General features: G+C 61.8%; 22 protein-coding genes. 10 read left to right on the top strand and 12 right to left on the bottom strand.

Going from position 1 to position 23,466, the window contains the following annotated elements:
* Positions 1–26: 26 nt before the first annotated feature.
* From CQ13_RS04755 to CQ13_RS04745, 3 genes are read left to right on the top strand one after another with little or no spacing between them, the layout of a single operon-like run.
* The gene (locus tag CQ13_RS04755) at positions 27–1,970 is read left to right on the top strand and encodes a PrkA family serine protein kinase (RefSeq protein ID WP_057841845.1); all 1,944 of its coding nucleotides are present in this window, start codon (positions 27–29) and stop codon (positions 1,968–1,970) included.
* 19 nt (positions 1,971–1,989) lie between these two features.
* Positions 1,990–3,261: a YeaH/YhbH family protein gene (locus tag CQ13_RS04750; protein ID WP_197427243.1), complete on the top strand. Its 1,272-nt coding sequence runs from the start codon at positions 1,990–1,992 to the stop codon at positions 3,259–3,261.
* Entirely contained in the window at positions 3,258–4,802 is a 1,545-nt protein-coding gene (locus CQ13_RS04745; RefSeq protein ID WP_057841843.1) for a SpoVR family protein, read from the top strand. The genes CQ13_RS04750 and CQ13_RS04745 overlap by 4 nt, the downstream gene beginning before the upstream one ends.
* A gap of 92 nt (positions 4,803–4,894) precedes the next feature.
* Here CQ13_RS04745 and CQ13_RS04740 read toward each other — a convergent pair whose 3' ends face one another.
* The 11 genes from CQ13_RS04740 to pqqA all read right to left on the bottom strand — a co-directional run bounded on the left by CQ13_RS04740 (position 4,895) and on the right by pqqA (position 16,640).
* Entirely contained in the window at positions 4,895–5,950 is a 1,056-nt protein-coding gene (locus CQ13_RS04740) for a 2-oxoacid:ferredoxin oxidoreductase subunit beta (RefSeq protein WP_057841842.1), read from the bottom strand.
* Positions 5,947–7,797, bottom strand: a complete 1,851-nt coding sequence (locus CQ13_RS04735) for a 2-oxoacid:acceptor oxidoreductase subunit alpha (protein WP_057841841.1) — start codon at positions 7,795–7,797, stop codon at positions 5,947–5,949. Before CQ13_RS04735 ends, CQ13_RS04740 begins: the two co-directional genes overlap by 4 nt.
* Positions 7,767–9,566, bottom strand: coding sequence for an FAD-dependent oxidoreductase (locus CQ13_RS04730; protein ID WP_057841840.1), 1,800 nt, complete (start codon positions 9,564–9,566; stop codon positions 7,767–7,769). Before CQ13_RS04730 ends, CQ13_RS04735 begins: the two co-directional genes overlap by 31 nt.
* Positions 9,567–9,823: 257 nt before the next feature.
* Positions 9,824–11,023 (bottom strand): chromate efflux transporter, encoded by a 1,200-nt coding sequence (chrA, locus tag CQ13_RS04725; protein ID WP_057841839.1) that lies wholly within the window; start codon positions 11,021–11,023, stop codon positions 9,824–9,826.
* A 471-nt stretch (positions 11,024–11,494) separates the two neighbouring features.
* A complete protein-coding gene (locus CQ13_RS04720; protein WP_057841838.1) occupies positions 11,495–12,163 on the bottom strand; it encodes a DUF4286 family protein in 669 nt (222 codons plus the stop codon).
* An 11-nt stretch (positions 12,164–12,174) separates the two neighbouring features.
* Positions 12,175–13,161, bottom strand: a complete 987-nt coding sequence (gene pip / locus CQ13_RS04715) for a prolyl aminopeptidase (RefSeq protein ID WP_057841837.1) — start codon at positions 13,159–13,161, stop codon at positions 12,175–12,177.
* Entirely contained in the window at positions 13,151–14,359 is a 1,209-nt protein-coding gene (pqqE, locus tag CQ13_RS04710) for a pyrroloquinoline quinone biosynthesis protein PqqE (RefSeq protein ID WP_057841836.1), read from the bottom strand. The genes pip and pqqE overlap by 11 nt, the downstream gene beginning before the upstream one ends.
* Positions 14,356–14,667 (bottom strand): pyrroloquinoline quinone biosynthesis peptide chaperone PqqD, encoded by a 312-nt coding sequence (gene pqqD / locus CQ13_RS04705; protein ID WP_057841835.1) that lies wholly within the window; start codon positions 14,665–14,667, stop codon positions 14,356–14,358. The genes pqqE and pqqD overlap by 4 nt, the downstream gene beginning before the upstream one ends.
* A gap of 43 nt (positions 14,668–14,710) precedes the next feature.
* Entirely contained in the window at positions 14,711–15,466 is a 756-nt protein-coding gene (gene pqqC / locus CQ13_RS04700; RefSeq protein WP_057841876.1) for a pyrroloquinoline-quinone synthase PqqC, read from the bottom strand.
* A gap of 20 nt (positions 15,467–15,486) precedes the next feature.
* Positions 15,487–16,416 (bottom strand): pyrroloquinoline quinone biosynthesis protein PqqB, encoded by a 930-nt coding sequence (pqqB, locus tag CQ13_RS04695; protein ID WP_057841834.1) that lies wholly within the window; start codon positions 16,414–16,416, stop codon positions 15,487–15,489.
* A gap of 143 nt (positions 16,417–16,559) precedes the next feature.
* Positions 16,560–16,640 carry a pyrroloquinoline quinone precursor peptide PqqA gene (gene pqqA / locus CQ13_RS40480; RefSeq protein WP_082637312.1) on the bottom strand — a complete coding sequence of 27 codons (81 nt, stop codon included), beginning with the start codon at positions 16,638–16,640 and terminating at the stop codon, positions 16,560–16,562.
* A 305-nt stretch (positions 16,641–16,945) separates the two neighbouring features.
* On the opposite strand from pqqA, the gene CQ13_RS04690 reads away from it, so the two are divergent.
* The 7 genes from CQ13_RS04690 (at position 16,946) to CQ13_RS04660 (ending at position 23,024) form a co-directional block, all read left to right on the top strand.
* Positions 16,946–17,203 carry a DUF6894 family protein gene (locus CQ13_RS04690; RefSeq protein ID WP_028347078.1) on the top strand — a complete coding sequence of 86 codons (258 nt, stop codon included), beginning with the start codon at positions 16,946–16,948 and terminating at the stop codon, positions 17,201–17,203.
* A 183-nt stretch (positions 17,204–17,386) separates the two neighbouring features.
* The gene (locus CQ13_RS04685) at positions 17,387–18,727 is read left to right on the top strand and encodes a PQQ-dependent sugar dehydrogenase (RefSeq protein ID WP_347337012.1); all 1,341 of its coding nucleotides are present in this window, start codon (positions 17,387–17,389) and stop codon (positions 18,725–18,727) included.
* 129 nt (positions 18,728–18,856) lie between these two features.
* Complete coding sequence (locus CQ13_RS04680; protein WP_057841874.1) at positions 18,857–19,423, top strand: c-type cytochrome; 567 nt, start codon at positions 18,857–18,859, stop codon at positions 19,421–19,423.
* A gap of 71 nt (positions 19,424–19,494) precedes the next feature.
* Positions 19,495–20,886 (top strand): amidase family protein, encoded by a 1,392-nt coding sequence (locus CQ13_RS04675; RefSeq protein ID WP_057841833.1) that lies wholly within the window; start codon positions 19,495–19,497, stop codon positions 20,884–20,886.
* Positions 20,887–20,961: 75 nt separating this feature from the next.
* The gene (locus tag CQ13_RS04670; protein ID WP_057841832.1) at positions 20,962–21,438 is read left to right on the top strand and encodes a glutathione peroxidase; all 477 of its coding nucleotides are present in this window, start codon (positions 20,962–20,964) and stop codon (positions 21,436–21,438) included.
* 17 nt (positions 21,439–21,455) lie between these two features.
* Positions 21,456–21,704 carry a DUF3297 family protein gene (locus tag CQ13_RS04665; protein WP_057841831.1) on the top strand — a complete coding sequence of 83 codons (249 nt, stop codon included), beginning with the start codon at positions 21,456–21,458 and terminating at the stop codon, positions 21,702–21,704.
* Between the two features lie 150 nt (positions 21,705–21,854).
* Positions 21,855–23,024, top strand: coding sequence for a mandelate racemase/muconate lactonizing enzyme family protein (locus CQ13_RS04660; protein WP_057841830.1), 1,170 nt, complete (start codon positions 21,855–21,857; stop codon positions 23,022–23,024).
* Here the strand turns inward: CQ13_RS04660 and CQ13_RS04655 are convergent, their stop codons facing one another.
* A complete protein-coding gene (locus tag CQ13_RS04655) occupies positions 23,025–23,456 on the bottom strand; it encodes a GNAT family N-acetyltransferase (RefSeq protein WP_057841829.1) in 432 nt (143 codons plus the stop codon).
* Positions 23,457–23,466 lie beyond the last annotated feature (10 nt).

Raw genomic sequence — 23,466 nt, 5'->3', positions numbered from 1 at the left:
TACAGGTGACCATGGAGAGACGGATCATGTACAACGATTCTCTGTTCAATGCTTTCGCCCGGTCCTTCGAAGCTCGAAGTCAAGCCGACATGTCGATGGCGGAATATCTCGAGTCGTGTCGAAACGATCCGATGCGATATGCCAATGCGACCGAACGACTACTAGCTGCGATCGGTGAGCCCCAGATGATTGACACGGCCAAGGACCCTCGCCTTGGCCGTATCTTTTTGAATCGCACGATGCGGCTCTATCCGGCCTTCGCGGGCTTCTACGGCATGGAAGACACGATCGAGCGCATCGTCGGGTTCTTCCGCCACGCCGCGCAGGGCCTGGAAGAGCGCAAGCAGATCCTCTATCTGCTGGGTCCCGTCGGCGGCGGAAAGTCGTCGCTCGCCGAGCGCCTGAAATCGTTGATGGAAGTCCACCCGATCTACGTGTTGAAGGCCGGCGATGAACTCAGCCCCGTGTTCGAAAGCCCGCTCAGCCTGTTCGATCCGGATTCGCTCGGGCCGATGCTTGAGGAAAAGTACGGCATTCCGCGCCGTCGCCTCAACGGACTGATGAGCCCGTGGTGCTACAAGCGCCTCGAAGCGTTCGGTGGCGACATCTCGCAATTCCGCGTCGCCAAGATCCAGCCGTCGCGGCTGCGGCAGATCGCGATCGCAAAGACCGAGCCTGGCGACGAAAACAACCAGGATATCTCGTCACTGGTCGGCAAGGTCGACATCCGCAAGCTGGAGACCTTCGCCCAGAACGATCCCGACGCCTACAGCTATTCGGGCGGCCTCAACCGCGCCAACCAGGGCATTCTCGAATTTGTCGAGATGTTCAAGGCGCCGATCAAGATGCTGCATCCGCTGCTGACCGCGACGCAGGAGGGCAACTATATCGGGACCGAGAATATCGGTGCGATCCCCTTCAGCGGCGTCATTCTCGCCCACTCCAACGAGGCCGAATGGACAAGCTTCAAAGCCAACAAGAACAATGAGGCGTTCATCGACCGTATCTGCGTCATCAAGGTGCCGTACGTCCTGCGGGTCACCGAAGAACAGAAGATTTACGAGAAGCTGATCCAGGGTTCCGAACTAGCGACCGCGCCGTGCGCTCCGGCCACGCTCGAAACGATGGCGCGCTTCTCGGTGATGTCGCGGTTGCGCAAGCACGAGAATTCGACCGTGTTCGCCAAGATGCGGATCTACGACGGTGAAAGCCTGAAGGAATCCGATCCCAAGGCGCGCAGCGTTCAGGAATACAGGGACGCTGCCGGCGTCGATGAAGGCATGGACGGTGTTTCGACCCGCTTCGCCTTCAAGGTTCTCGCCGCGACCTTCAACCACGACACCAACGAGGTCGGCGCCGACGCGGTCCATCTGATGTACACGCTGGAGCAGGCGATCCGGCGCGAGCAGCTTCCCGACGAAGTCGAGAAGCGTTACCTGGAATTCATCAAGGCCGAATTGGCGCCGCGCTACGCCGAATTCATCGGGCATGAGATTCAGAAGGCCTATCTCGAATCCTATGCGGATTACGGCCAGAATCTGTTCGATCGCTATGTCGATTATGCCGATGCCTGGATTGAGGATCAGGACTTCAAGGATCCCGACACCGGACAACTGCTCGATCGCGACCTACTCAATCAGGAGCTGACCAAGATCGAAAAGCCGGCCGGCATTGCCAATCCCAAGGACTTCCGCAACGAAGTCGTCAAGTTCTCGCTGCGGTCGCGCGCCCAGAACAGCGGCAAGAACCCGGCGTGGACCAGCTACGAGAAGATCCGGGAAGTGATAGAGAAGCGGATATTCTCCCAGGTCGAGGATCTGCTGCCCGTGATATCCTTCGGCTCGAAGAAGGACGGCGATACCGAAAAGAAGCATGACGACTTTGTCGCGCGCATGGTCGAGCGCGGCTATACCGAGCGGCAAGTCCGCAGGCTGGTCGAGTGGTACATGCGCGTAAAACAGGCTGGCTGAGGCGGATGAGAACGTGGCTATTCACATCGTCGACCGGCGCCTGAATCCAGGCAGCAAGAGTCTCGAGAATCGCCAGCGCTTTCTGCGCAGGGCTAAGGCGCTGGTCCAGGGAGCTGTGAAGAAATCGTCGCAGAGCCGGGACATCAAGGATGTCCTGGAAGGCGGCGAGGTCAGTGTTCCGATCGATGGTATGGACGAGCCGCGTTTTCGTCGCGAAGGCGGCACGCGCGACATGGTGCTGCCTGGAAACAAGAAGTTCGTCGAAGGCGATATCCTGCCGCGACCAAACCAGAGCGGCGGCAAGGGAAGAGGGGCGGGTGAGGGCGACAGCGAAGATACGTTCCGCTTCGTTCTCAGCCGCGACGAGTTTGTCGACCTGTTCCTGGACGACCTGGAATTGCCTGATCTCGCCAAGCGAAAGCTGGCTGAGGTGGAGAGCGAAGGCATTCGCCGGGCCGGTTACACAACATCCGGATCGCCTGCCAACATCTCGGTGAGCCGAACGGTAAGTCGCGCTCTGGCGCGGCGCGTTGCGCTACGGCGACCGAGGCGGGAGGTGCTGGAGGCCCTCGAAGCGGAGCTTTTGGATTGCAGTGAGGAGCGTCGCGCCGAGCTCATGGCCGATATCGAGGCCCTGAAGACAAAGATGCGCCGCATCCCGTTCATCGATCCGATCGATATCCGGTATCGGCGTTTCGAGACGGTACCGAAGCCCGTGGCGCAGGCTGTCATGTTCTGCCTGATGGACGTCTCCGGTTCGATGACCGAGCATATGAAGGATCTCGCCAAGCGCTTCTATATGCTGCTCTACGTCTTCCTGAAGCGGCGGTATCGCCACGTCGAGATCGTTTTCATCCGGCATACCGACCGGGCCGAAGAGGTTGACGAGCAGACGTTCTTTTACGGGCCGGCTTCCGGCGGCACGCTGGTGTCAAGCGCGTTGCAGGCGATGCATGACATTGTACGGTCGCGGTTCCGGCCGGCGGACTGGAACATCTATGCTGCACAGGCTTCCGACGGGGACAATTCCTACGCGGACGGCGAAGTTGCGAGCCGGCTCCTCACCGACAACATCCTGCCGGTCACCCAGTTTTTTGCCTACCTGGAAGTCGGCCAGGAAAACGGCCTGTCTTACGAAATGCCAAATTCGGCGCTCTGGACCCTTTACGAGGGCTTGCGTGCGAATGGTGCGCCGCTGTCGATGCGCAAGGTCAACGAGCGCAGCGAGATCTTCCCGGTATTTCACGATCTCTTCCAGCGCCGTGGCCAGCAGGAAAGGACCGGGTCATGACCGCGACCGACCAGTTGCTGTTCGAGGGGGCCGACTGGGACTTCCGGACGCTGCAGCGGATCTGCGACGCCTGCGAGCAGATTGCGCGGGACGAATTGGGGCTCGACGTCTATCCCAACCAGATCGAGGTCATTACCGCCGAGCAGATGCTGGATGCCTATTCGTCGGTCGGCATGCCTCTATTCTACAAGCATTGGTCGTTCGGCAAGCACTTTGCCTTTCAGGAGGCGTCCTACCGCAAGGGACTGATGGGTCTGGCCTACGAGATCGTCATCAACTCCTCGCCCTGCATATCCTACCTGATGGAAGAGAATACGGCGACGATGCAGACGCTCGTCATCGCGCATGCCGCGTTTGGCCACAATCACTTCTTCAAGAACAACTATCTGTTCAAGCAATGGACCGATGCCGACGGCATTCTCGACTATCTCGAATTCGCCAAGCGCTATGTGGCGCACTGCGAGGAGCGCCATGGCCGGCTGGCGGTCGAGCACACGCTCGACGCCGCGCATGCCTTGATGTCGCACGGCATCGATCGCTATCCCGGCAAGAAGAGCCTCGATCTTCGCGCGGAGGAAAAGCGGGCGGGCAGGCGCCGTGCCCATGAGGAGAGCGCATTCAACGACCTGTGGCGCACCGTTCCCACCGGCCCGGCCAAGAGCGGCGCGGTACTGGACGTCGAACGACGTCGCCAGATGCTCGGTCTGCCGCAGGAAAACCTGCTTTATTTTCTCGAGAAGACGGCTCCTCGGCTGAAGCCTTGGCAGCGCGAAATATTGCGGATCGTCCGGCACATCGCGCAGTATTTCTATCCGCAGAGCCAGACCAAGGTGATGAACGAGGGTACGGCGACCTACGTTCACTATCGCATCATCAGCCGGCTGCACGAGCAGGGGCGGCTGACGGACGGCAATTTCCTCGAATTCCTGCAGTCGCACACTAACGTCGTGTTCCAGCCCGAGTTCGACGATCCGCGCTATTCCGGCTTCAATCCGTATGCGCTGGGATTTGCGATGATGCAGGACATCGAGCGCATCGTCGCCAATCCGGAAGCCGAGGACCGCGATTGGTTCCCGGATATCGCCGGGACCGGCGACACGATGGGCGTGTTGCGCGACATCTGGGCCAATTATCGCGATGAAAGCTTCATCAGCCAGTTCATGAGCCCGCGGCTGATGCGGCACTTCCGCATGTTCCATCTGCACGATGATCCGGGGGAGCGGGCCGGTATCCTGGTCGACGCCATCCACGACGAGCGCGGCTACCGCCGGCTGCGCCGCGAATTGGCGCGGCAGTACGATGTCGGTTTCATCGACCCGAATATCGAAGTCGTCGATGTCGACCTTGCCGGCGATCGTCGCCTGATGTTGCGCCACACCGTGGTGAAGGGTGCACAGCTCACCGAGGCCGACACCAAGCGCGTGCTGCAGCACCTTGCCGATCTCTGGACCTACGACGTATCCCTCGTCGAGGCCGATGCATCTGGTACGGTCTTGAAGGAGTACGTTGCAAACCCGCGGAAGATCGCTGCGGTAGCGTAGGGCCTCTTCAGTTCTGATTGGATCAGAGTTTGTCATCCCCCGCGCATAAACACTTCGCGGGGATGACGATTGAACCGGGCTCCAGTCTAAGGCTACCGCAGGCTGGCGTTGATCTTTTCCAGCGCCGCCGAGCCTGGGCACAGGTCCTTGGCCTCAAGCGTATTGAGCGGCGTCTCGACGGTCTCGAGATGGGTGTGGAGGTCTTCCGCGTCCGGATCGACATAGAGCAGCCCGGTGACGACCTGGCCTTTGGCGGCGTGTTTCTGCAGGAAAGTCATGGCGGCCAGACGATCGTTGGCGTCGTAGTCGGCGTCGATCTTGCGCAGCGCCAGCCGCGTACCGTCATGCTGCTCGACCACCTGCACCGTGCCCGGCGCATATTCGACGGTGATCGGGTCGCGGCCGGTGAGCACGTCGAGGCGGTTGACAGCATCGTTATGCTCGCGGACATAGTCAAAGCTCTTGGTCGAGCCGGCGTGATTGTTGAAGGCGATGCAGGGGCTGATTACGTCGATGAACGCCGCGCCCTTGTGCCGGACGGCGGCTGCGATCAGCGGCACGAGCTGGCTCTTGTCGCCGGAAAAGCTGCGCGCCACGAAGCTCGCGCCCAATTGCAGCGCGATCGCCACCAGGTCGATGGCGTTGTCGGTGTTCATCACACCCTTTTTCGACTTCGAGCCGCGATCGGCGGTCGCCGAAAATTGCCCCTTGGTCAGGCCGTAGACGCCGTTGTTCTCGACGATGTAGGTCATGTTGACGGCGCGCCGGATCGAATGCGCGAACTGGCCGAAGCCGATCGAGGCGCTATCGCCGTCGCCGGAGACACCGAGATAGATCAGGTCGCGATTGGCGAGGTTGGCGCCGGTCAGCACCGACGGCATCCGGCCGTGCACCGAATTGAAGCCGTGCGAATTGCCGAGGAAATAGTCCGGCGTCTTCGACGAGCAGCCGATGCCGGAAATCTTCGCCACCCGGTGCGGCTCGATCGAGAGTTCATAGCAGGCCTCGATGATCGAGGCGGTGATCGAGTCGTGACCGCAGCCGGCGCACAGGGTCGAAACTTTTCCCTCGTAATCCCGGTGGGTGTAGCCGAGTTCGTTCTTCGGCAGGCCGGGATGCTGGAATTTCGGTTTCGCGATGTAGGTCATGACACGGCCTTGCGGAGAGGGGTCACTTTCAGATGATCCTGGTGGTCGCCGATCGCGTTGGCGATGAAACGAGCGGTGATCGGCGTGCCGTCATAGTGCAGGATCGGCACCAGCCGGACCGGATCGATGCCGTTCTCGTTGACGATCAACTGCCGCAACTGGCCGTCGCGGTTCTGCTCGACCACATACACGAAATCATGGTCGGCGATGAAGCTCGCAACGCTGGAATGGAACGGGAAGGCGCGGATGCGCAAGCGGTCGAGCTGATGCCCGCGCGATTCCAGGATCCCGATCGCCTCGTCCATCGCGGGCGAGGTCGAGCCAAAATAGATCACGCCGTACTTGGTCGGCTTGGCGGAGTTGGCCTGCAGCGGCCGCGGCACCATATCCTGCGCGGTCTCGAACTTGCGCACCAGCCGCTGCATGTTGTCGGCGTAGATGGCGCCTTCCTCCGAATAGCGCGCGTAGCGGTCGCGCGAGGTGCCGCGGGTGAAGAACGAGCCTTTGGTCGGATGCGTGCCGGGATAGGTGCGGTAGGGGATGCCGTCGCCGTCGACGTCGAGATAGCGGCCGAAATCGCGCCCCGGTTCATCGAGCATTTCCGCAGTCATCACCTTGCCGCGGTCATACTGCCTGGCGTCGTCCCACTTCAGCGGGCGGCACAGCCGGTGGTTCATGCCGATGTCGAGGTCAAGCATCAGGAAAATCATGGTCTGCAGCCGGTCGGCGAGATCGAACGACTGCGCCGCAAACTCGAATGCTTCAGCCGGGTCTTCCGGGAACAGTAGGACATGCTTGGTGTCGCCGTGCGAGGCATAGGCGCAGGCGATGATGTCGCATTGCTGGGTGCGCGTCGGCATGCCCGTCGAGGGGCCGGCGCGCTGGATGTTCATGATCACGGCCGGAATTTCCGCGAAGTAGGACAGGCCGATGAATTCGGTCATCAACGAAATGCCGGGGCCGGAGGTTGCGGTGAAGGCCCGCGCGCCGTTCCAGGAGGCCCCGATCACGATGCCGATGGATGCGAGCTCATCCTCGCCTTGCACGATCGCGTATTTCGCCTTGCCCGTCTCAGGGTCGTGCCGCAGTTTCTTGCAGTGGCTCGTGAAGGCTTCCGCCACCGACGACGACGGCGTGATCGGATACCAGGCGCAGACGGTGGCGCCGCCATAGACCGCCCCCAGCGCCGCCGCGCTGTTGCCTTCCATGAAGATGCGGTCGCCGACCTTATCGGACTTCTTCACCTGCAAACCGATCGGGCACTTCAGGTTCTGCAGTGCCCAGTCGCGGCCGAGATGCAGCGCGTGGACATTCGACGACAGCAGCTTTTCCTTGCCCTTGTACTGTTCGCCGATCAGTTGCTCGACCAGCTTGGGATCGAGATCGAGCAGGGCGCAGAGCGCGCCGAGATAGATGATGTTCTTGAAGAGCTGGCGCTGGCGCGGATCGGTATAGGTCGAATTGGCGATTGCGGTCAGCGGCACGCCGATCACGGTGATGTCGGCGCGGAATTTCGACGACGGCATCGGTTTGGTCGAATCGTAGAACAGATAGCCGCCGGGCTCGATCGAGGCGACGTCCTTGTCCCAGGTCTGCGGGTTCATCGCCACCATCAAATCTACACCGCCGCGGGCGCCGAGATGGCCGGCCTCCGTCACGCGCACCTCATACCAGGTCGGAAGCCCCTGAATGTTCGAGGGGAAGATATTGCGCGGTGAGACCGGTACGCCGTGGCGCAGGATAGAGCGCGCGAACAGTTCGTTGGCGCTGGCTGAACCCGAGCCGTTGACGTTGGCGAAGCGGACGACGAAGTCGTTTACGCTGCTGATCGGGCTTTTGACTGACATGTTGATCCCGCGTGAGTCATATCGATGAGGTACTTTTGCATGTCCCAGGCGCCGGTCGGACAACGCTCGGCGCACAGCCCGCAATGCAGGCAGACGTCTTCATCCTTCACCATGACGCGGCCGGTCTTGAGCCCTTCGGCGACATAGAGCGCCTGGTCGTGACGCGGCGCCGGCGCTTTCAGCCGCTGCCGCAGGTTGTCCTCCTCGCCGTTCTCTGTAAACGTGATGCAATCCATCGGGCAGATGTCGACGCAGGCGTCGCATTCGATGCAGGCGGGCGCCGAGAATATGGTCTGCACGTCGCAGTTCAGGCAGCGCTGCGCCTCGCCGAGCGCGAGCTTGACGTCATAACCGAGCTCGACCTCCGCCTTGATGTCCTTTAGCGCGATCACCTTGTCGCGATGCGGCACCTTGAAGCGCTTGTCGCCGGAGATGTCGTTGTCGTAGCTCCACTCGTGGATGCCCATCTTCTGCGAGAAGACGTTCACCTCGGGCAGCGGACGCTCGTTGATGTCTTCGCCAGAGAGCATCTTGTGGATCGACAGCGCCGCGTCGTGGCCGTGCGCCACCGCCCAGATGATGTTCTTCGGACCGAAGGCGGCATCGCCGCCAAAGAACACTTTCGGATTGGTCGATACGAAGGTGTTGGGATCGACCTGCGGCATGTTCCATTTGTCGAACTCGATGCCGCAGTCGCGCTCGATCCAGGGGAACGCGTTCTCCTGGCCGACGGCGACCAGCACGTCATCGCAAGGGATGGTCTGGTCCGGTTCGCCCGAGGGCACCAGGTTACGACGGCCCTTGGCGTCGTACTCAGCCTTCACCTTCTGGAAAGTAACGCCGATCAGCTTGCCGCTTACATGCTTGAATGCCACCGGCACCATGTAATTGAGGATCGGAATATCCTCGTGAAGGGCGTCTTCCTTCTCCCAGGGGCTTGCCTTCATCTCCTCGAAGCCGGAGCGCACGATCACCTTGACGTCCTCGCCGCCGAGCCGGCGCGCGGTGCGGCAGCAATCCATCGCAGTGTTGCCGCCGCCGAGCACGATCACCCGGCGGCCGATCTTCTCGACATGGCCGAACGAGACCGATGCCAGCCATTCGATGCCGATGTGAATGTTAGCGGCTGCTTCCTTGCGGCCGGGGATGTCGAGCTCGCGGCCGCGCGGCGCGCCGGAGCCCACAAAGATAGCGTCGTACTTCTCGTTGAGCAGCTTTTTCAGGCTGTCGACGCGGTGGCCGCCCTTGAACTCGACACCGAGGTCGAGGATGTAGCCGGTTTCCTCGTCGATGACAGTGTCAGGCAGGCGGAACTTTGGAATCTGGCTCCGCATCATGCCGCCCGCCTTGGGATCGGAATCGAACACGGTGCAGTGATAGCCGAGCGGTGCGAGGTCCCGCGCCACCGCAAGCGACGCAGGCCCGCCGCCGACCAGCGCGATGCGCTTGCCGTTCTTCGCCGATGGCCTCGGCATGCGGTGCTTGACGTCGTCCTTGAAGTCGGCGGCAACGCGCTTCAGGCGGCAGATCGCAACCGGGTTTTCCTCGACGCGTCCGCGCCGGCAGGCGGGCTCGCATGGACGATCGCAGGTGCGTCCCAGAATTCCGGGAAACACATTCGATTTCCAGTTGATCATGTAGGCGTCGCTATAACGCCCCTCGGCAATCAAACGGATGTACTCGGGAACCGGGGTGTGTGCGGGGCAGGCCCATTGGCAATCAACCACTTTGTGAAAGTAGTCTGGCGCCGAGATATCAGTCGGTTTCATTCCTACCTTGTCCGCGCAAGCTTAGGAAACGCGGCCTTATTTTGCCTGCGAACGCTTAACGAGCGTTCTTGTGGTTTTTGAATTGGATCATAGGCTTATCTTATTAGAGCCATTCCAGAGCAGGCACAAAGGCAATTTTACGCGATCGCCAGCTTTCAATTGCATGGAAACGTGGATTTGGCGTCGCAGCGTTCATCTGGCACTGCAGCATGTGCAGTGCAGCTTTGCCTTTATGCCGAATGACAGGGGGCAGACAGTCAGGTCAGCTGCAGCGCAGCTCCAGCCGTCGCAAGAATGACGACGACAATCCATGGCGGCAGCTTCCAGACCGTCAGCAGCAGGAAGCCTGTCACCGCGACGGCGAAGTCACGTGGCGTGAGCACGGCGCTGGTCCAGACCGGATTGTAGAGCGCGGCGCCAAGGATGCCGACGACAGCGGCATTGGTGCCGCGCATCGCGGCCTGGGCCTTGGGGCGCAGGCGCAGCGCGTCCCAGAACGGCAGCATGCCGTAGACCAGCAGCAGTCCCGGCAGGGACAAGGCGATGAGCGCGATCGAAGCGCCGGCGAGCCCGTTGGGGGCGGGCTCTGCGACGGCGCCGAGATAGGCCGCGAACGTGAACAGCGGTCCGGGCACTACTTGCGCCATGCCGTAACCGGCGAGGAAATCCGCGTTGCTGACCCAGCCCGGCGTTACGACTTCCGCCTGCAATAGCGGCAGCACGACATGACCGCCGCCGAACACCAGGGCGCCGGAACGATAGAAGGCGTCGAACAGGGCGAGCCCTTGCGAGCCGGTTTTTGCCGTCACCAGCGGCGTGACCAGGAACAGAATTGCGAACAGCACGAGCGCGGCCATGCCGTGTCGAGGCGACACGGAAAAGCCGAGCTGGCCCGTTGCCGTGGGCCCATCTGCGCGACACAACCAAAGCCCGGCCAGCGCCCCGAGCGCGATCGCGCCGATCTGCCCAAACGATCCGCCGATGAACACCACGATTGAAACAGCGGCGAGCGCGATGGCAGCCCGTTCGCGGTCCGGCGTCAGGCTGTTTGCCATGCCCCAGATCGCCTGCGCGACCACGGCGACCGCGACCAGCTTCAGGCCATGAAGAACGCCGTCGGCGAACGGGCCGGTAAAGATCGTCGCACCGAGCGCAAAGGCGAACATGACCAGGGCGGAGGGCATGGTAAAGGCGAGCCACGCCGCCAATCCGCCGAGCAGGCCGTTGCCGCGCAGGATGCCGAGCGTGAAGCCGACCTGGCTGGAGGCCGGGCCCGGCAAAAACTGACAGAGCGCAACGATATCGGCGTAGCTGCTTTCGCTCAGCCATTTCCGCCGCTCGACGAATTCCGCCCTGAAATAACCGAGATGCGCGATCGGCCCGCCGAAGGATGTGAGGCCCAATTTGATGAAGGCGGCGAAAATCTCGGCGACACCGCCCGCGGACTTTTCCGCCATGCAATTCAACTCCGGTTACGGGTGAAGATACTGGGAACCGGGTATGTCACCAAGCGCATCCTCAGCCGATTGGTCGCCCAGCACTCAGAAGATGAAGGAGCGCTTCCAGTCGGCCATCACACATCTGAGAGAGAACATTAGCAAGGTAATTGAAAGCGATGTTAGAGGCTTCGGCGGAAGTTCTCATCCGTCTTTTCAAGGCCCTCGACCATTACAAGAAGAGCATCGAAGCCACGTCTCGCAAGCACTGGCCGTAGGGTCCGCTTCGAACCGAGCAGCTCTTGCCGGAAAGCGAATTCCGGCCACCGCTTTACACGACATTGCGTTAACAGCGTCTTGATTGGTGGTTTCTTACCGGCGGCGTATGCGACGTATGCTATTTGGAACGGCCGGCGCAGCGCCGTTCCTGGCTGGCCCCAGCCCGGTCGGATAGCGGCTCAAGCTGCCTGCGACCGCCAGCCGTCGCGGCATCTAGCCGCCGATATCGCTCTTCGCCAAGTCCCACATCAGTCGGTAGATTCCGCTTGAGATCGTCAGCGGCTTCAACGCGACATTGCCGCTGAAGCGCAGCATTGCCGCCGGCAGCGCGCCAACGTCCGTGGCATCGATCAGCACGAACCAGTCGCCGGCGCCGGGATTTGGTGCGGAGGGGTCGTCGGTGATCGGCTTCGACAGCGCCGGGTCGCTCTCGATCAGGTGCACGGATATGATCCCGTCGAGCTGCGGGGGATCGAGTTGCTCGCCGAGCGCAACGCGCAGCTTGTCCTCACCGCCGGACGGGGGACGTAGCCTGACGAGGCCTAGCGCCGCGCCGCGGCCGGTGCCCTGGCTGATCGTGATGCGTGCGACCGCGCGAATCATGTTTTTGAAACGGGCGATGTTGGCTTTCGACCATGCGGTCTGGTTGGCGAGCGCGGCACGGTAGGCCGGGCTGTCCAGCACCTCGAACGTTTCGGTGGAATAGAGGCTGAGATATTTCGGGTCGGCGTCATGCGCGACATAGCGGCGCGCCTCGAGAAAACCTTCGATGGCGACGCGCTCTTCGAGGTGTTCGCGATCGTACCAGCGATTGAACTCGGCTTCGTGCTCGGCATCGATATTCATCGACGTCAGCAGCATGCCCTTTCCGGCGATCGGCATTTTCTTGTTTCCTATTTGCTGGCTTGGGACGCCATGTCCGCGATTGCCTTCATCACGGTGTCGCGGACGCCGGGATCGTACAACGTGTGGCCGGCGCCCTCGACAAAGCGGATTTCGGCTTCCGGCCACACGGCAGCAAGCGCATGCGAGGTCGCAGGCGGGCACAGCAGATCATAACGGCCCTGCACGATGATGCCGGGAATGCCTTTGAGCTTGCCCGCTTCCCGCAACAATTGATTCGGTTGCATGAAGCAGTCATTGGCAAAGTAATGCGCTTCCATGAAGGGCGTCGTCGGCAGGCCGCGCGATGAATTCAGCGTTGAGCGATCGAGGCGCGTGCGGTTCGGCGTGTGTTCGGAAAGAATACGTTCGGTTTCGCCCCATGCCCGCGCGGCAGGAATATGCACGTCGGGATTGGAATCGAGGATGCGACGGAAATACGCCTGCAGCGGTTGCGCGCGCTCGCCTTCCGGCAACACGCTCATGAAGTCGTCGTAAAGCCCGGGATAGAACCGCGGCAGCACTTTTAGAAAACCGTTCTCGATTTCCTCTGATGTGCCCAGGAAAGTAGCGCGAAGCACGATGCCGCTGACGCGGGCGGGATGGGCCTGGGCATAAGCCAGCGCCAGCGTCGCGCCCCAGGAGCCGCCGACGACCATCCAGCGCCGAAAGCCGAATTTCTCGCGCATCATTTCCATGTCGGCGATCAGATGCGGAAGCGTGTTGGCTTCGCGACGACTCTTGGGGCGGCTGCGGCCGGCACCGCGCTGGTCGAACAGCACCGCATGAAAACGTTCGGGATCGAACAGCCGGCGATGATCGGGCTGGCAGCCGCTGCCGGGCCCGCCATGCAGATAGACCGCTGGAATGCCATCAGGCCGGCCGATGCTCTCGACATAGATATCGTGGCCTTCGCCGACCGCGAGCTGCTCCGACGTCAGCGGCGCAAAGGGGTCGGCGCGTTTGATGGATTTGCCGGCGTCGGCATCAGGCGCCATGCTCGCCTTCCGTCTCCAGCGTGCCGCCGGCGAAATTGCGGTAGAGGAAGCGGTCCTGGTGCGCGGCCGCCTCGCGTTCGGCATCCTTGAAGATCTGCTCATGCATCGGCGACAGCGTGCAGGCCGGATCGGTATTGCCGGCGTCACCTGTCAGCGCAAACGCCTGGCAGCGGCAGCCGCCGAAATCGATCTCGCGGAACTCGCAGCTCTTGCACGGCTCGGGCATCCAGCCGGTGCCGCGATAGCGGTTGAAGGCTTCCGAGTTCTGCCAGATCCAGGCAATCGAGTGGTTTGAGCGGACGGATTCGAATTCGAGCCCGGTGATGCTTTCCGCGGCATGGCAGGGCAGCACCTTGCCCGCGGGCGAGATGTTGAAGAACTGCCGGCCCCAGCCGCCCATGCATTTCTTCGGCCGCAGTGCGTAATAATCCGGAACGACATAGTCGATGGCGAGGATGCCCTTCAGGCGTGTCGCGGCTTCCTCGACGATACGGCTGGTTTCCTCGATCTGTTCAAGCGTCGGCATCAGCGCCGCGCGGTTCTTCAAGGCCCAGCCGTAATATTGGACGTTGGCGACTTCCAGCCGGTCGGCGTCGAGATCGATCGCCATCTGGATGATGTCGGAGAGCTGGTGCAGGTTCTGGCGATGCATGACCGCGTTGACTGTCAGCGGCATGTCGAGCTCGCGCGTCCACTTTGCGGCTTCGATCTTCTTCTCATGCGCGTTCTTCAATCCGGCGACGCGATCGGCCACGATGGGCTCGTTGCCCTGGAAACTGATCTGCACATGGCAGAGCCCGGCATCTGCGAGCGCGGACAGTTTTTCCTTGGTCAACAGCACCGCCGAGGTAATGAGATTGCTGTACAGCCCGACATCGGTTGCGTGCTGCACCAGCTCCACCAGGTCCTTGCGCGCGGTCGGCTCGCCGCCGGAGAAATGGATTTGCAGCACACCGATTTCGGCAAGCTCGCTTAGCACCTTCTTCCATTCGTCGGTGGTGAGTTCGCTGCTGCCGCGGTCGAGTTCGATCGGGTTGGAGCAATAGGGGCACTGCAGCGGGCAGCGGTGCGTCAGTTCGGCGAGCACGGCAAGCGGAATGCCGAACGTCTCCGCGGTCGAACGCTTCTGTTCGAGCACCGCGAGCCCGTCGCTGGGCGCGGCGCTGGCTGTTTTGCCGTCTGCGAGAATGTCGGTCATGACGTCTTCTCACGCGCTTCGGTCAGAAAGCCCTTGTCGGCGAGGTCCTGCAGCATGGCGATGACGTCGGTTAAAATCGCCTCGCGCGGCGCGGCGTACTTGGCTGCAAGATGATCGACCATGTCGGCGACGCTGCGTACGCCATCGCAAAGCTGCAGCACCTCAACTGCGATCTCATCCGGCGCCAGCACCCGCTCCGGTGCCAGGATCACCCAGACCTGCCGCGTCTCATCGAACTTCAAGCGCGCGTGGCGCGGCAATGTCGGCCGGCTCGTCTCGCTGACACTGATGTTGCGGCTCAAAGCCATCGATCGCTAGTTCCCTTTGTCAGTTTGCTGGTCAGTTTTCTTGTTAGTTTCCTTGGGGCACGAATGCCCCGGGCGGTATGTGGCCTTCGACATAGGCATGATACAGCGCGTCGAGCTGAACCCATAGCACATTGGTCTTGAAGATCAGCGCGTTGCAGACCGCCTCGCGCTCCGCCGGGGTTCTTGCGTTTGCCTTGACGTATTCCAGCGCAAAACCGGCATCGCGCGGTGCCTGGGCCAGGCGGCGGCTGAAATAGCTCATGATGTCAGGATTGACGAAATCATAGTGCTGCAGCATTCCGGAGATGCGCTCCTCGTGCAGGTTCGGCGCGAACAGTTCCGTAAGCGACGAAGCAATGGCCTCCAGCGGCGTCTTGTCGCGGCAGAAATGCACATAGGCCTCCACCGCAAATCGCGTTGCCGGCAGGATGCCTTCGGTCGATTCCACATAGGCGCTGTCGAGACCGAGCCCCTCGGTCAGTTTGAGCCAGCGCTCGATACCGCCTTCGCTGCCCACATCGCCGTCGTGATCCTCGATGCGGTGCCGCCATTCGATCCGGGTCGCACGGTCGCGGAACCGCGAGATCACCATCGCATCCTTCAGCGGGATCGTGCTCTGGTAATAATAGCGGTTCAGTGCCCAGGCCTGCACCTGTCCCTTGTTGAGCTTGCCGCCATGCAACAGCCGATGGAACGGATGCAAGCTGTGATAGCGCGTCGCGCCGATATGGCGGAGGGTCGCCTCCAGTTCCTCGGCGCTATTGAGCGTAATGCCCTTGCCGATCGATAGCGCGGTCATTGCGGGTGCAGCGACGACGTTCACAGCTTGATCTCCGTTCCGTCAGCGGGGATGTGCCAGCCTGCCTGCTCCACGGCCTTGCGCTCGTCCGAGCCGCGCAGCAGAGCGGGGTTGGAGTTGTTGATATGCAGGAACACCTTCGTTCCAACGTCGAGATCGGCGAGGCTCTCGATCGCGCCATGATCGCCCGACATCGAAATATGGCCCATGCTTTGTCCCGTCTTGGTGCCGAGGCCGGCTGCGATCAACTCATCGTCGCGCCACACGGTGCCGTCAAAGAACACCAGTGCAGCGCCCGAAAGGCGCGATTTGAGATCGTCGGTCACGCGTGCGCAGGCGGCCAGGAAATAGAAATACTTGCCGCTTCCTTTGTCCAGAATCCGCAAGCCCAGCGTGTCGCCCGCGCCGTCGCCGCCTGCCGGATGCGCCTTGCCTTCGAGATACCACGCGCCCTTGCCGGGAACCGCGAACGGAAGCACCTCAATGCCTGACGGCTTGCCGTCGGGCAGCGCCGGCTCGAACGCCTTGTCGACCTCGATCGGCTGCCGCTTCACGTTTTTCTCGTTCAGCACATTGAAGATGCTGTTGGATCTGAGAATCGCAAGGACCCGTTCATGCGCATAGAGCGTAAACGGCGAACCTTCGCGCATCGACAACAGTCCCGCGACGGCGTCGATTTCGCCATTGGTCAGGATCACGCCGGCGATCGGGCTGTGCCTGAGCTGTCCAGCCCGGGGATGAAGCGGCGGCGTTGCGGTCACCTGCTGGCGCAGGTCGGGCGAGGCGTTGACGAGAAACCAGTGCTCGCCGTCGGCGCTGACCGCGATCGAGGCCTGGGTGCTCCGCAATTCGGGATGATCGCTTCGTGCTTTCCGGCACACCGGACATCCGCAATTCCACTGCGGAACGCCGCCGCCAGCCGCGGCGCCCAGGACGACGACGCGAAGCATGATCCGTCTCCTGGAGATCTGAAACTCGAAGATACAAACCAAAAACGCCACGAGGTGGATACCAACCTCGGACGCAGTTCCGCTCTCGCGGAACGCGTCAGATCTCGAAGTCCACCTGCGTGAGATTTGATACGCGCTGCCGCTTATTTGCGGGTGGCGCACATATACATGTTGATTTCCATGCCGACCGATACTTCGGCGATTTTTGGTGCTTTCCAGGCCATTTGTCGCTCCTTTTGCTACCGGACGGACTCCGCCCTCGCTGGTTAAAGTACTGCGGATCAAAAAGTTCGCCAGTTAAATCTTTTGTCTGGAACCCCTATTTGTTTATGCTGCGCTGCAAAGAGCAAGTCACGGAGTTGTGCGGAGGGCCTTGGTCAAAACAGCGTGGGATCAAGCGTTTCGCGGTTGTTCGCACCACCGCGAATGGCAATTCTGAGTGCGACGGAGCGCTGCCGGCTCCGGATAAAGAACGTATGAGAGATGGGCCTTCCGGTTGCGGGGGCTCAACTGGAGCCAAGTTTCGCCGATGCCGCGATATTACTTCAACACCCGTATCGGCGATGAGCTGATTTCCGATCCCGACGGCGAAGTGCTCAGGGATCCCGATCGCGCCTGGGAAATGGCACGTGCCATGATCCGGGAACTGCTCAAGACTGATGGCGCCGACGGTGCGCTTCTCAGCGCCACCATCGAAGTCACCGACGACGATGGCGAGATCGTGCTGGAGTTTCCGTTCGCCGAAGCGATTCTAGATGCGCCTGGCGGTCCCATCACCAGGCACTGACGGCGCGCTGTACCGGCGAAGCTTCGTGCTCGCCCGGTTTTGCGATGCAACTTGCGGGCGCGAAGTTTTCCGATTGAACACCGGCGGACAAATATTGGAGAGTGCCGGCCGGAAAGCCTCCGGCGCCGGCACCATGCGAGCCCGCGCGAAGAGAGAGAAAGGCTTCCGCCAGGGAGAATGCCCATGACAAATTACATGTTGGTGCCGCGCAGCGTGCTGCTGTCCGGCGCATTCTTGACTGCCTTCACGCTAAGCGCCGCTGCCCAGCAATCAGCCGACCCGCCGGCTGCCGCCCAGCCGCCGCCCTCCCAAGCACCCGCCCCGGCACCGGCCGCCGGCGCGCCGCCCCCGGCAGGGACTGCAGCCTCGCCCGCGCTTCCACCGGGATCGCCGCTGATCGGGCGTCCCGCGGGCAACGATGCCGCCGCCAAGCTGGCGCCGATCGCACCGCCACCGATCCCGGCCGCACCGGATAAACTACCGACGGCGAAGCTCAAGGTGCCGGCCGGCTTCAATATCGAGGTCTATGCCGCCGGCATGGCGAATGCCCGCTCGCTTGCGCTCGGCGACAAAGGCACGGTCTTCGTCGGCAGCCGCCTCGTCGACAAGGTCTATGCCATCGTCAACAAGGACGGCAAACGCGAGGTCAAGGTATTGGCTTCCGGCCTCTACCGGCCGAACGGCGTCGCCTTCAAGGACGGCACGCTCTACATCGCTGAGCTGTCCAGGATCTCCAAGATCGAGAAGGTCGAAGACAATCTGGATAACCCGCCGAAGCCGACCGTGATCTTCGACAAGCTGCCGAAGGATGAGGCCCATGGCTGGAAGTTCATCGCCATCGGTCCCGACAACAAGCTCTACGCTCCCGTCGGCCAGCCCGGCAACAACGTGCTGAACGACGACGAGCATGGCCTGATCCGCCGGATGAACTTCGACGGTTCGGACGCGGAAGTGATCGTTCGCGGCGTTCGCCACACCGTCGGCTTCGATTGGCATCCGGAGACCAAGCAGCTCTACTTCACCGACAACGGTCGCGACTGGATGTCGGAAGACGTGCCCGAGGACGAGCTGAACCGGATCACCAAGGTGGGCGAACATTTCGGCGCTCCGTTCTGCCTGCAGGGCAACATCGTCGATCCCGAATTCGGCTGGGGCAAATCCTGCAGCGAATACACTGCACCCGTTGGCTTGCTCGGCCCGCATTCCGCAGCGCTCGGCATGCGCTTCTACACCGGCAACATGTTCCCGAAAGCCTACAAGAACGCGGCGATCATCGCCCGGCACGGCTCCTGGAACCGCTCCAACAAGGTCGGCGGCGATGTCGTCATTGCCAAGCTCAACAAGGACGGCACCATGAAGTCGATGGAGCCGTTCCTCACCGGCTTCCTCGAGGACAACAAATATATCGGCCGTCCGGTCGACGTGCTGCAGATGAAGGACGGTTCGCTGCTGGTCTCCGACGACTACAACGGCGCCGTCTATCGCATCACCTACGGCAAGCCGAAGACGGCGGGGAAGTCGTAGGAGAAGCGACGAACGCTCGACTTGGTCTTCCGGGCTGGTGCGTTAGCACCAGACCCGGAATCTCGAATTGGCACCTTAGTTCGATGCTTTGCATCGCCTGAAATAATGACGACAGTGCCGGGAATGACGATGCATAAAACAATAACGGCGCTGGCATTTGTCGTGATCACAACATCCGTGTTCGCCGAGCCGATTGAACAACGCATCGCGCCGTGCCTCGCCTGCCACGGCGAAAAGGGCCAATCCGAAACCGAAAACACGCCGTCGCTTGGCGGGCAGCATGCGCCCTATACGCTGATCCAGCTTTTCATGTTCCGCGAGAAGCTGCGCGTCTTCGAGCCGATGAACGAGATGACGAAGGCGCTGACTGACGATGATCTCCGCCTTTTCTCGGATTTCATCGCCAAGATGCCGAAGCCTGAGCCGCCAGCGGAAAACGGCGATCCTGCGCGGATGCAGCGCGGCCAAGCGCTGGTGCGGCAGCACCGCTGCGATAGCTGCCATAACGGCGACCTCTCCGGCAAGGAAAACGTCCCGCGCATCGCCAACCAGCGCGAGGACTACCTCGCCAAGACGCTTGCCGAGTATAAGGACAATAGCCGCCACGGCTACGACGCCAGCATGGCCGACGTGATGGCGCCGATCTCGCCGGAGCAGATCGCCGATCTCGCCCATTACATCGCCCGTATGCGCTAAATCCGGGCGGCGGCCCGCTGGCATTGCCCTGCGCCCGGCGCTACAAGGGCGGCAATTGGATGGAGTGTTGCATGCAAGACCTATGGCGCCTGTCGGCTGCGGAAATGGCCTCCCTGATCAGGTCGAAAAAAGTCTCGGCGAAAGAGGCGGCGACCGCGGCGCTGGCGCGGCTCGACGCGGTCAATCCCAAAATCAATGCTGTCGTCGACCACAGGCCCGAGGACGTTCTTTCTCAGGCTGCCGCCATCGATGCCGCGATCGCGCGCGGCGAGGATGCCGGCCCGCTGGGCGGCGTGCCTGTTACGGTAAAGGTCAATATCGACCAGCAAGGTTTTGCCACCACCAACGGGCTGAAGCTGCAGCGCGACGCGATCGCCAAGAGCAACAGCCCGGTGATCGACAATTTGCGTAAATCCGGCGCGGTTATTCTCGGCCGCACCAATTGCCCGGCGTTCTCCTATCGCTGGTTCACCACCAACCTCATCCATGGCGACACCAAGAATCCCCGTGACCCCGGCATCACCCCGGGCGGCTCGTCCGGCGGCGCTGGTGCGGCGGTCGCAGCCGGCATCGGTCATATCGCGCACGGCACCGACATTGCGGGATCGATCCGCTATCCGGCTTACGCCTGTGGCGTGCACGGGCTGCGGCCGACCATGGGACGCATCGCGGCGTTCAACGCTGCGCTCCCCGAACGGCCGATCGGGCCGCAGATCAGCGCCGTGTCAGGCCCGCTGGCCCGCACCATCGGCGATATCCGGATCGCGCTGGCTGCGATGTCGGCGCAGGATTATCGCGATCCCTGGTGGGTGCCGGCGCCGCTCGAAGGGCCGGCAATGCCGAAGCGCGTCGCGATGTGCCTCAACCCTGGCGGCCTTGATCCGGTACCTGACGTGAAAGCCGCGGTGACGGACGCCGGCAAGCGGCTCGAGCGCGCGGGCTGGATTGTCGAGGAAATCGCCGACACGCCGCCGCTGCGCGAGGCCGCCGATCTGCAGACGAAACTCTGGCTTGGCGACGGCTACGAGGCGCAGTTGGAAGCCGCCGAGCGCGAAGGCGATCCCGGCGCGCTGGCGTGCCTGCGTGGCAACCGCACGAAAGTGCATCCCTTCGACCTGTCGAAAGCGCTGACACGGCGTGCGACATTGACGCGCGAATGGCTGGCGTTCTTTGAAAACTATGCCGTGCTGCTGATGCCGGTATCCGGCGAATTGCCGTTCCCTGATCAACTCGATCGCAAGGACGAGGCGTCGTTTGCGCGCGTCTGGCATGCGCAATTGCCGCAGATCGCCATTCCTTTCATGGGCCTGCCTGGGCTAACGGTTTCGACCGGGTTGGTCGGACGTGTTCCCGTCGGCGTGCAACTGGTGTCCGGGCGCTATCGCGAAGATCTCTGTCTCGCCGCGGGCGAGGCGGTGGAAGCCGGCGGAACGCCCTCGGCAGCGATCGATCCTGTCGGCTAGATGCTAGAGCATGATCCCGAAAAGTGGGTACCATTTTTCGGACAAGATCATGCTCCGGTAACAATCGAGAGGGCCATGTCAGGCGTTTATGATTTTACGGCGCAGTCGCTTACCGGCGAAGAGATTCCGCTGAAGCGGTTCGAGGATCAGGTGCTCCTGATCGTCAATACCGCCAGCGCCTGCGGGTTCACGCCGCAATACAAGGGCTTGGAGCAGTTGCATCGCGAACTGGCGCCGCGCGGCTTTGCGGTGCTCGGGTTTCCCTGCAACCAGTTCGGCGGGCAGGAACCGGGCGACGCCAAGCAGATCGAGCAATTCTGCGTAGGCAAGTATGACGTAACGTTTCCAATGTTCGCCAAGATCGACGTCAACGGCAGACATGCGCATCCGTTGTTCGACCATCTGAAGAACGCGAAACCGGGACTGCTGGGTTCGTCGATCAAATGGAATTTCACCAAATTCCTGGTCGACCGCTCGGGCAGGGTGGTCGGGCGCTACGCCCCAACCGCGACACCCGAGGGAATCAGAAGAGAAATCGAGGCACTGCTGTGAACGAGACCAATAAAGCAATGAGCGACCAATTCCCCGACCGTCTTTCGGTCGATCCGAGCAGCCCGTACTATAATGCCGAGATCCTCGCGCGCGACGTCGGCATTCGCTTCAAGGGCGTCGAGAAAACCAATGTCGAGGAATATTGCATCAGCGAGGGCTGGGTGCGCGTCACCGCTGGTAACGCCAAGGACCGCTACGGCAACCCGCTGACCATCAAGGTGCACGGCCCGGTCGAGCCGTATTTCCGCGACAAGGCGAAGTCCTGAGGAGATCTCTCCTTCGTCATTGCGAGCGAAGCGAAGCAATCCACACCTCGGCACGGGGAAAGATGGATTGCTTCGTCGCTTCGCTTCTCGCAATGACGGTGGAGCCACTTAACCTCTATTCGATACACATTTCTCTGAAGGCCCACAGTCATGTCCGTCCGCATTGTCGACGTCTGCGAAATCACAAAGCCGATCTCCTCGCCGATCCGCAACGCCTATATCGATTTCACCAAGATGACGACGAGCCTCGTCGCCGTCGTCACCGATACCGTGCGCGACGGCAAGCGCGTGGTGGGCTACGGCTTCAATTCCAATGGCCGGTATGGGCAGGGCGGTCTGATCCGCGAGCGCTTTGCGCCGCGGCTGAAGGAGGCCGATCCGAAAACGCTGCTCGATGCGTCCGGCGACAATCTCGACCCTGACAAGATCTGGGCGGCGATGATGTCGAACGAAAAGCCGGGCGGCCATGGCGAGCGCTCGGTCGCGGTCGGCACCATCGACATGGCGGTGTGGGACGCGGTGGCGAAGATCGCGGGAAAGCCACTGTTTCGCTTACTCGCAGAGCGCCATGGCCGGCAGGCCAATCCGCGCGTGTTCGTCTATGCGGCGGGCGGTTACTATTATCCGGGCAAGGATCTGTCGGCGCTGCGCGGCGAAATGCGCGGCTATCTCGACCGCGGCTACAACGTCGTCAAGATGAAGATCGGCGGCGCTCCGATCGTGGAAGACCGCGAGCGCATCGAGGCCGTGCTGAAGGAGATCGGCAAGGACGCCCAGCTCGCCGTCGACGCCAACGGCCGCTTTGATCTGGAAACTGCGATTGCCTATGCCAAAATGCTGCGGGAATATCCGCTGTTCTGGTACGAGGAGGCCGGCGATCCCCTCGATTTCGCGCTGCAGGCGGCACTGGCCGAATTCTATCCCGCACCGATGGCGACCGGCGAAAACCTGTTCAGCCATCAGGACGCGAAAAACCTGATCCGCTATGGGGGCATGCGGCCCGATCGCGACTGGCTGCAGTTCGATTGCGCGCTGTCCTATGGCTTGTGCGAATACCAGCGCACGCTGGCGGTGCTGAAGACGCACGGCTGGTCGCCCAGCCGCTGCATTCCCCACGGTGGCCACCAGATGTCGCTCAACATCGCGGCGGGCCTCGGCCTTGGCGGCAACGAGAGCTATCCCGACCTGTTCCAGCCTTATGGCGGCTTCCCGGATGGCGTCCATGTCGAGAACGGCCACATCACCATGCCGGATTTGCCGGGCATTGGTTTTGAAGGGAAGTCCGATCTGTACAAGGAAATGAAGGCGCTGGCGGCCTGATTAGTTTTCGGACAACAACCCCTTCTCGATGGCTGATTGCCTGTTCCTGAAGATCGCCATCGCCGTCTTCATCCGCAGGAAGCCAAACTTCGCATACAACGGCTCGCGGCCCGCGACCGCATAAAGGATGATCTTCGCGTGTCCTTGCGATTGGGCGAGCAGTCTTTCGATAAGCTGTTTTCCGAGACCTGTTCCTTGATGGCTCGGCAAAACCGCGACGTCGCAAAGATACGCGCAATCCCGTCCGTCAGCCAGAACGCGGCCGGCGCCGACGAGGCGGCCGTTGTCGCAGGCAAAGCAACAGAACATGCTGTTGCCGAACACCACCTCGAGATCGGCTGCATTCTTGTTGCCGAGCGGGGCGGCCCGATAGAGCGCTTCGAGTTCCTGCCAGTCGACGCCGTCGCGGCTGTCGCTCCAAATGACCGTCATCGCGAAGGGC

This window comes from Bradyrhizobium retamae (assembly GCF_001440415.1).
In the GTDB taxonomy this organism is placed as follows: domain Bacteria; phylum Pseudomonadota; class Alphaproteobacteria; order Rhizobiales; family Xanthobacteraceae; genus Bradyrhizobium; species Bradyrhizobium retamae.
Note: the sequence above shows the minus strand (reverse complement) of the source record. Positions and strands in the feature narration are given on the sequence as shown.

Bases quoted from the DNA above. Each gene is read 5' to 3' on its own strand.
- pqqD (WP_057841835.1), bottom strand. From the start codon at position 14,667: ATGGCTTTGAGCCGCAACATCAGTGTCAGCGAGACGAGCCGGCCGACA.
- CQ13_RS04730 (WP_057841840.1), bottom strand. From the start codon at position 9,566: ATGAAACCGACTGATATCTCGGCGCCAGACTACTTTCACAAAGTGGTT.
- CQ13_RS04745 (WP_057841843.1), top strand. From the start codon at position 3,258: ATGACCGCGACCGACCAGTTGCTGTTCGAGGGGGCCGACTGGGACTTC.
- CQ13_RS04720 (WP_057841838.1), bottom strand. From the start codon at position 12,163: ATGCCGATCGCCGGAAAGGGCATGCTGCTGACGTCGATGAATATCGAT.
- CQ13_RS04735 (WP_057841841.1), bottom strand. From the start codon at position 7,797: ATGTCAGTCAAAAGCCCGATCAGCAGCGTAAACGACTTCGTCGTCCGC.
- CQ13_RS04670 (WP_057841832.1), top strand. From the start codon at position 20,962: ATGTCAGGCGTTTATGATTTTACGGCGCAGTCGCTTACCGGCGAAGAG.
- pqqA (WP_082637312.1), bottom strand. From the start codon at position 16,640: ATGGCCTGGAAAGCACCAAAAATCGCCGAAGTATCGGTCGGCATGGAA.
- CQ13_RS04755 (WP_057841845.1), top strand. From the start codon at position 27: ATGTACAACGATTCTCTGTTCAATGCTTTCGCCCGGTCCTTCGAAGCT.
- CQ13_RS04690 (WP_028347078.1), top strand. From the start codon at position 16,946: ATGCCGCGATATTACTTCAACACCCGTATCGGCGATGAGCTGATTTCC.
- pip (WP_057841837.1), bottom strand. From the start codon at position 13,161: ATGGCGCCTGATGCCGACGCCGGCAAATCCATCAAACGCGCCGACCCC.
- pqqE (WP_057841836.1), bottom strand. From the start codon at position 14,359: ATGACCGACATTCTCGCAGACGGCAAAACAGCCAGCGCCGCGCCCAGC.
- CQ13_RS04675 (WP_057841833.1), top strand. From the start codon at position 19,495: ATGCAAGACCTATGGCGCCTGTCGGCTGCGGAAATGGCCTCCCTGATC.
- CQ13_RS04680 (WP_057841874.1), top strand. From the start codon at position 18,857: ATGCATAAAACAATAACGGCGCTGGCATTTGTCGTGATCACAACATCC.
- pqqB (WP_057841834.1), bottom strand. From the start codon at position 16,416: ATGCTTCGCGTCGTCGTCCTGGGCGCCGCGGCTGGCGGCGGCGTTCCG.
- CQ13_RS04655 (WP_057841829.1), bottom strand. From the start codon at position 23,456: ATGACGGTCATTTGGAGCGACAGCCGCGACGGCGTCGACTGGCAGGAA.
- CQ13_RS04660 (WP_057841830.1), top strand. From the start codon at position 21,855: ATGTCCGTCCGCATTGTCGACGTCTGCGAAATCACAAAGCCGATCTCC.
- CQ13_RS04685 (WP_347337012.1), top strand. From the start codon at position 17,387: ATGACAAATTACATGTTGGTGCCGCGCAGCGTGCTGCTGTCCGGCGCA.
- CQ13_RS04740 (WP_057841842.1), bottom strand. From the start codon at position 5,950: ATGACCTACATCGCGAAACCGAAATTCCAGCATCCCGGCCTGCCGAAG.
- CQ13_RS04665 (WP_057841831.1), top strand. From the start codon at position 21,456: ATGAGCGACCAATTCCCCGACCGTCTTTCGGTCGATCCGAGCAGCCCG.
- chrA (WP_057841839.1), bottom strand. From the start codon at position 11,023: ATGGCGGAAAAGTCCGCGGGCGGTGTCGCCGAGATTTTCGCCGCCTTC.
- pqqC (WP_057841876.1), bottom strand. From the start codon at position 15,466: ATGACCGCGCTATCGATCGGCAAGGGCATTACGCTCAATAGCGCCGAG.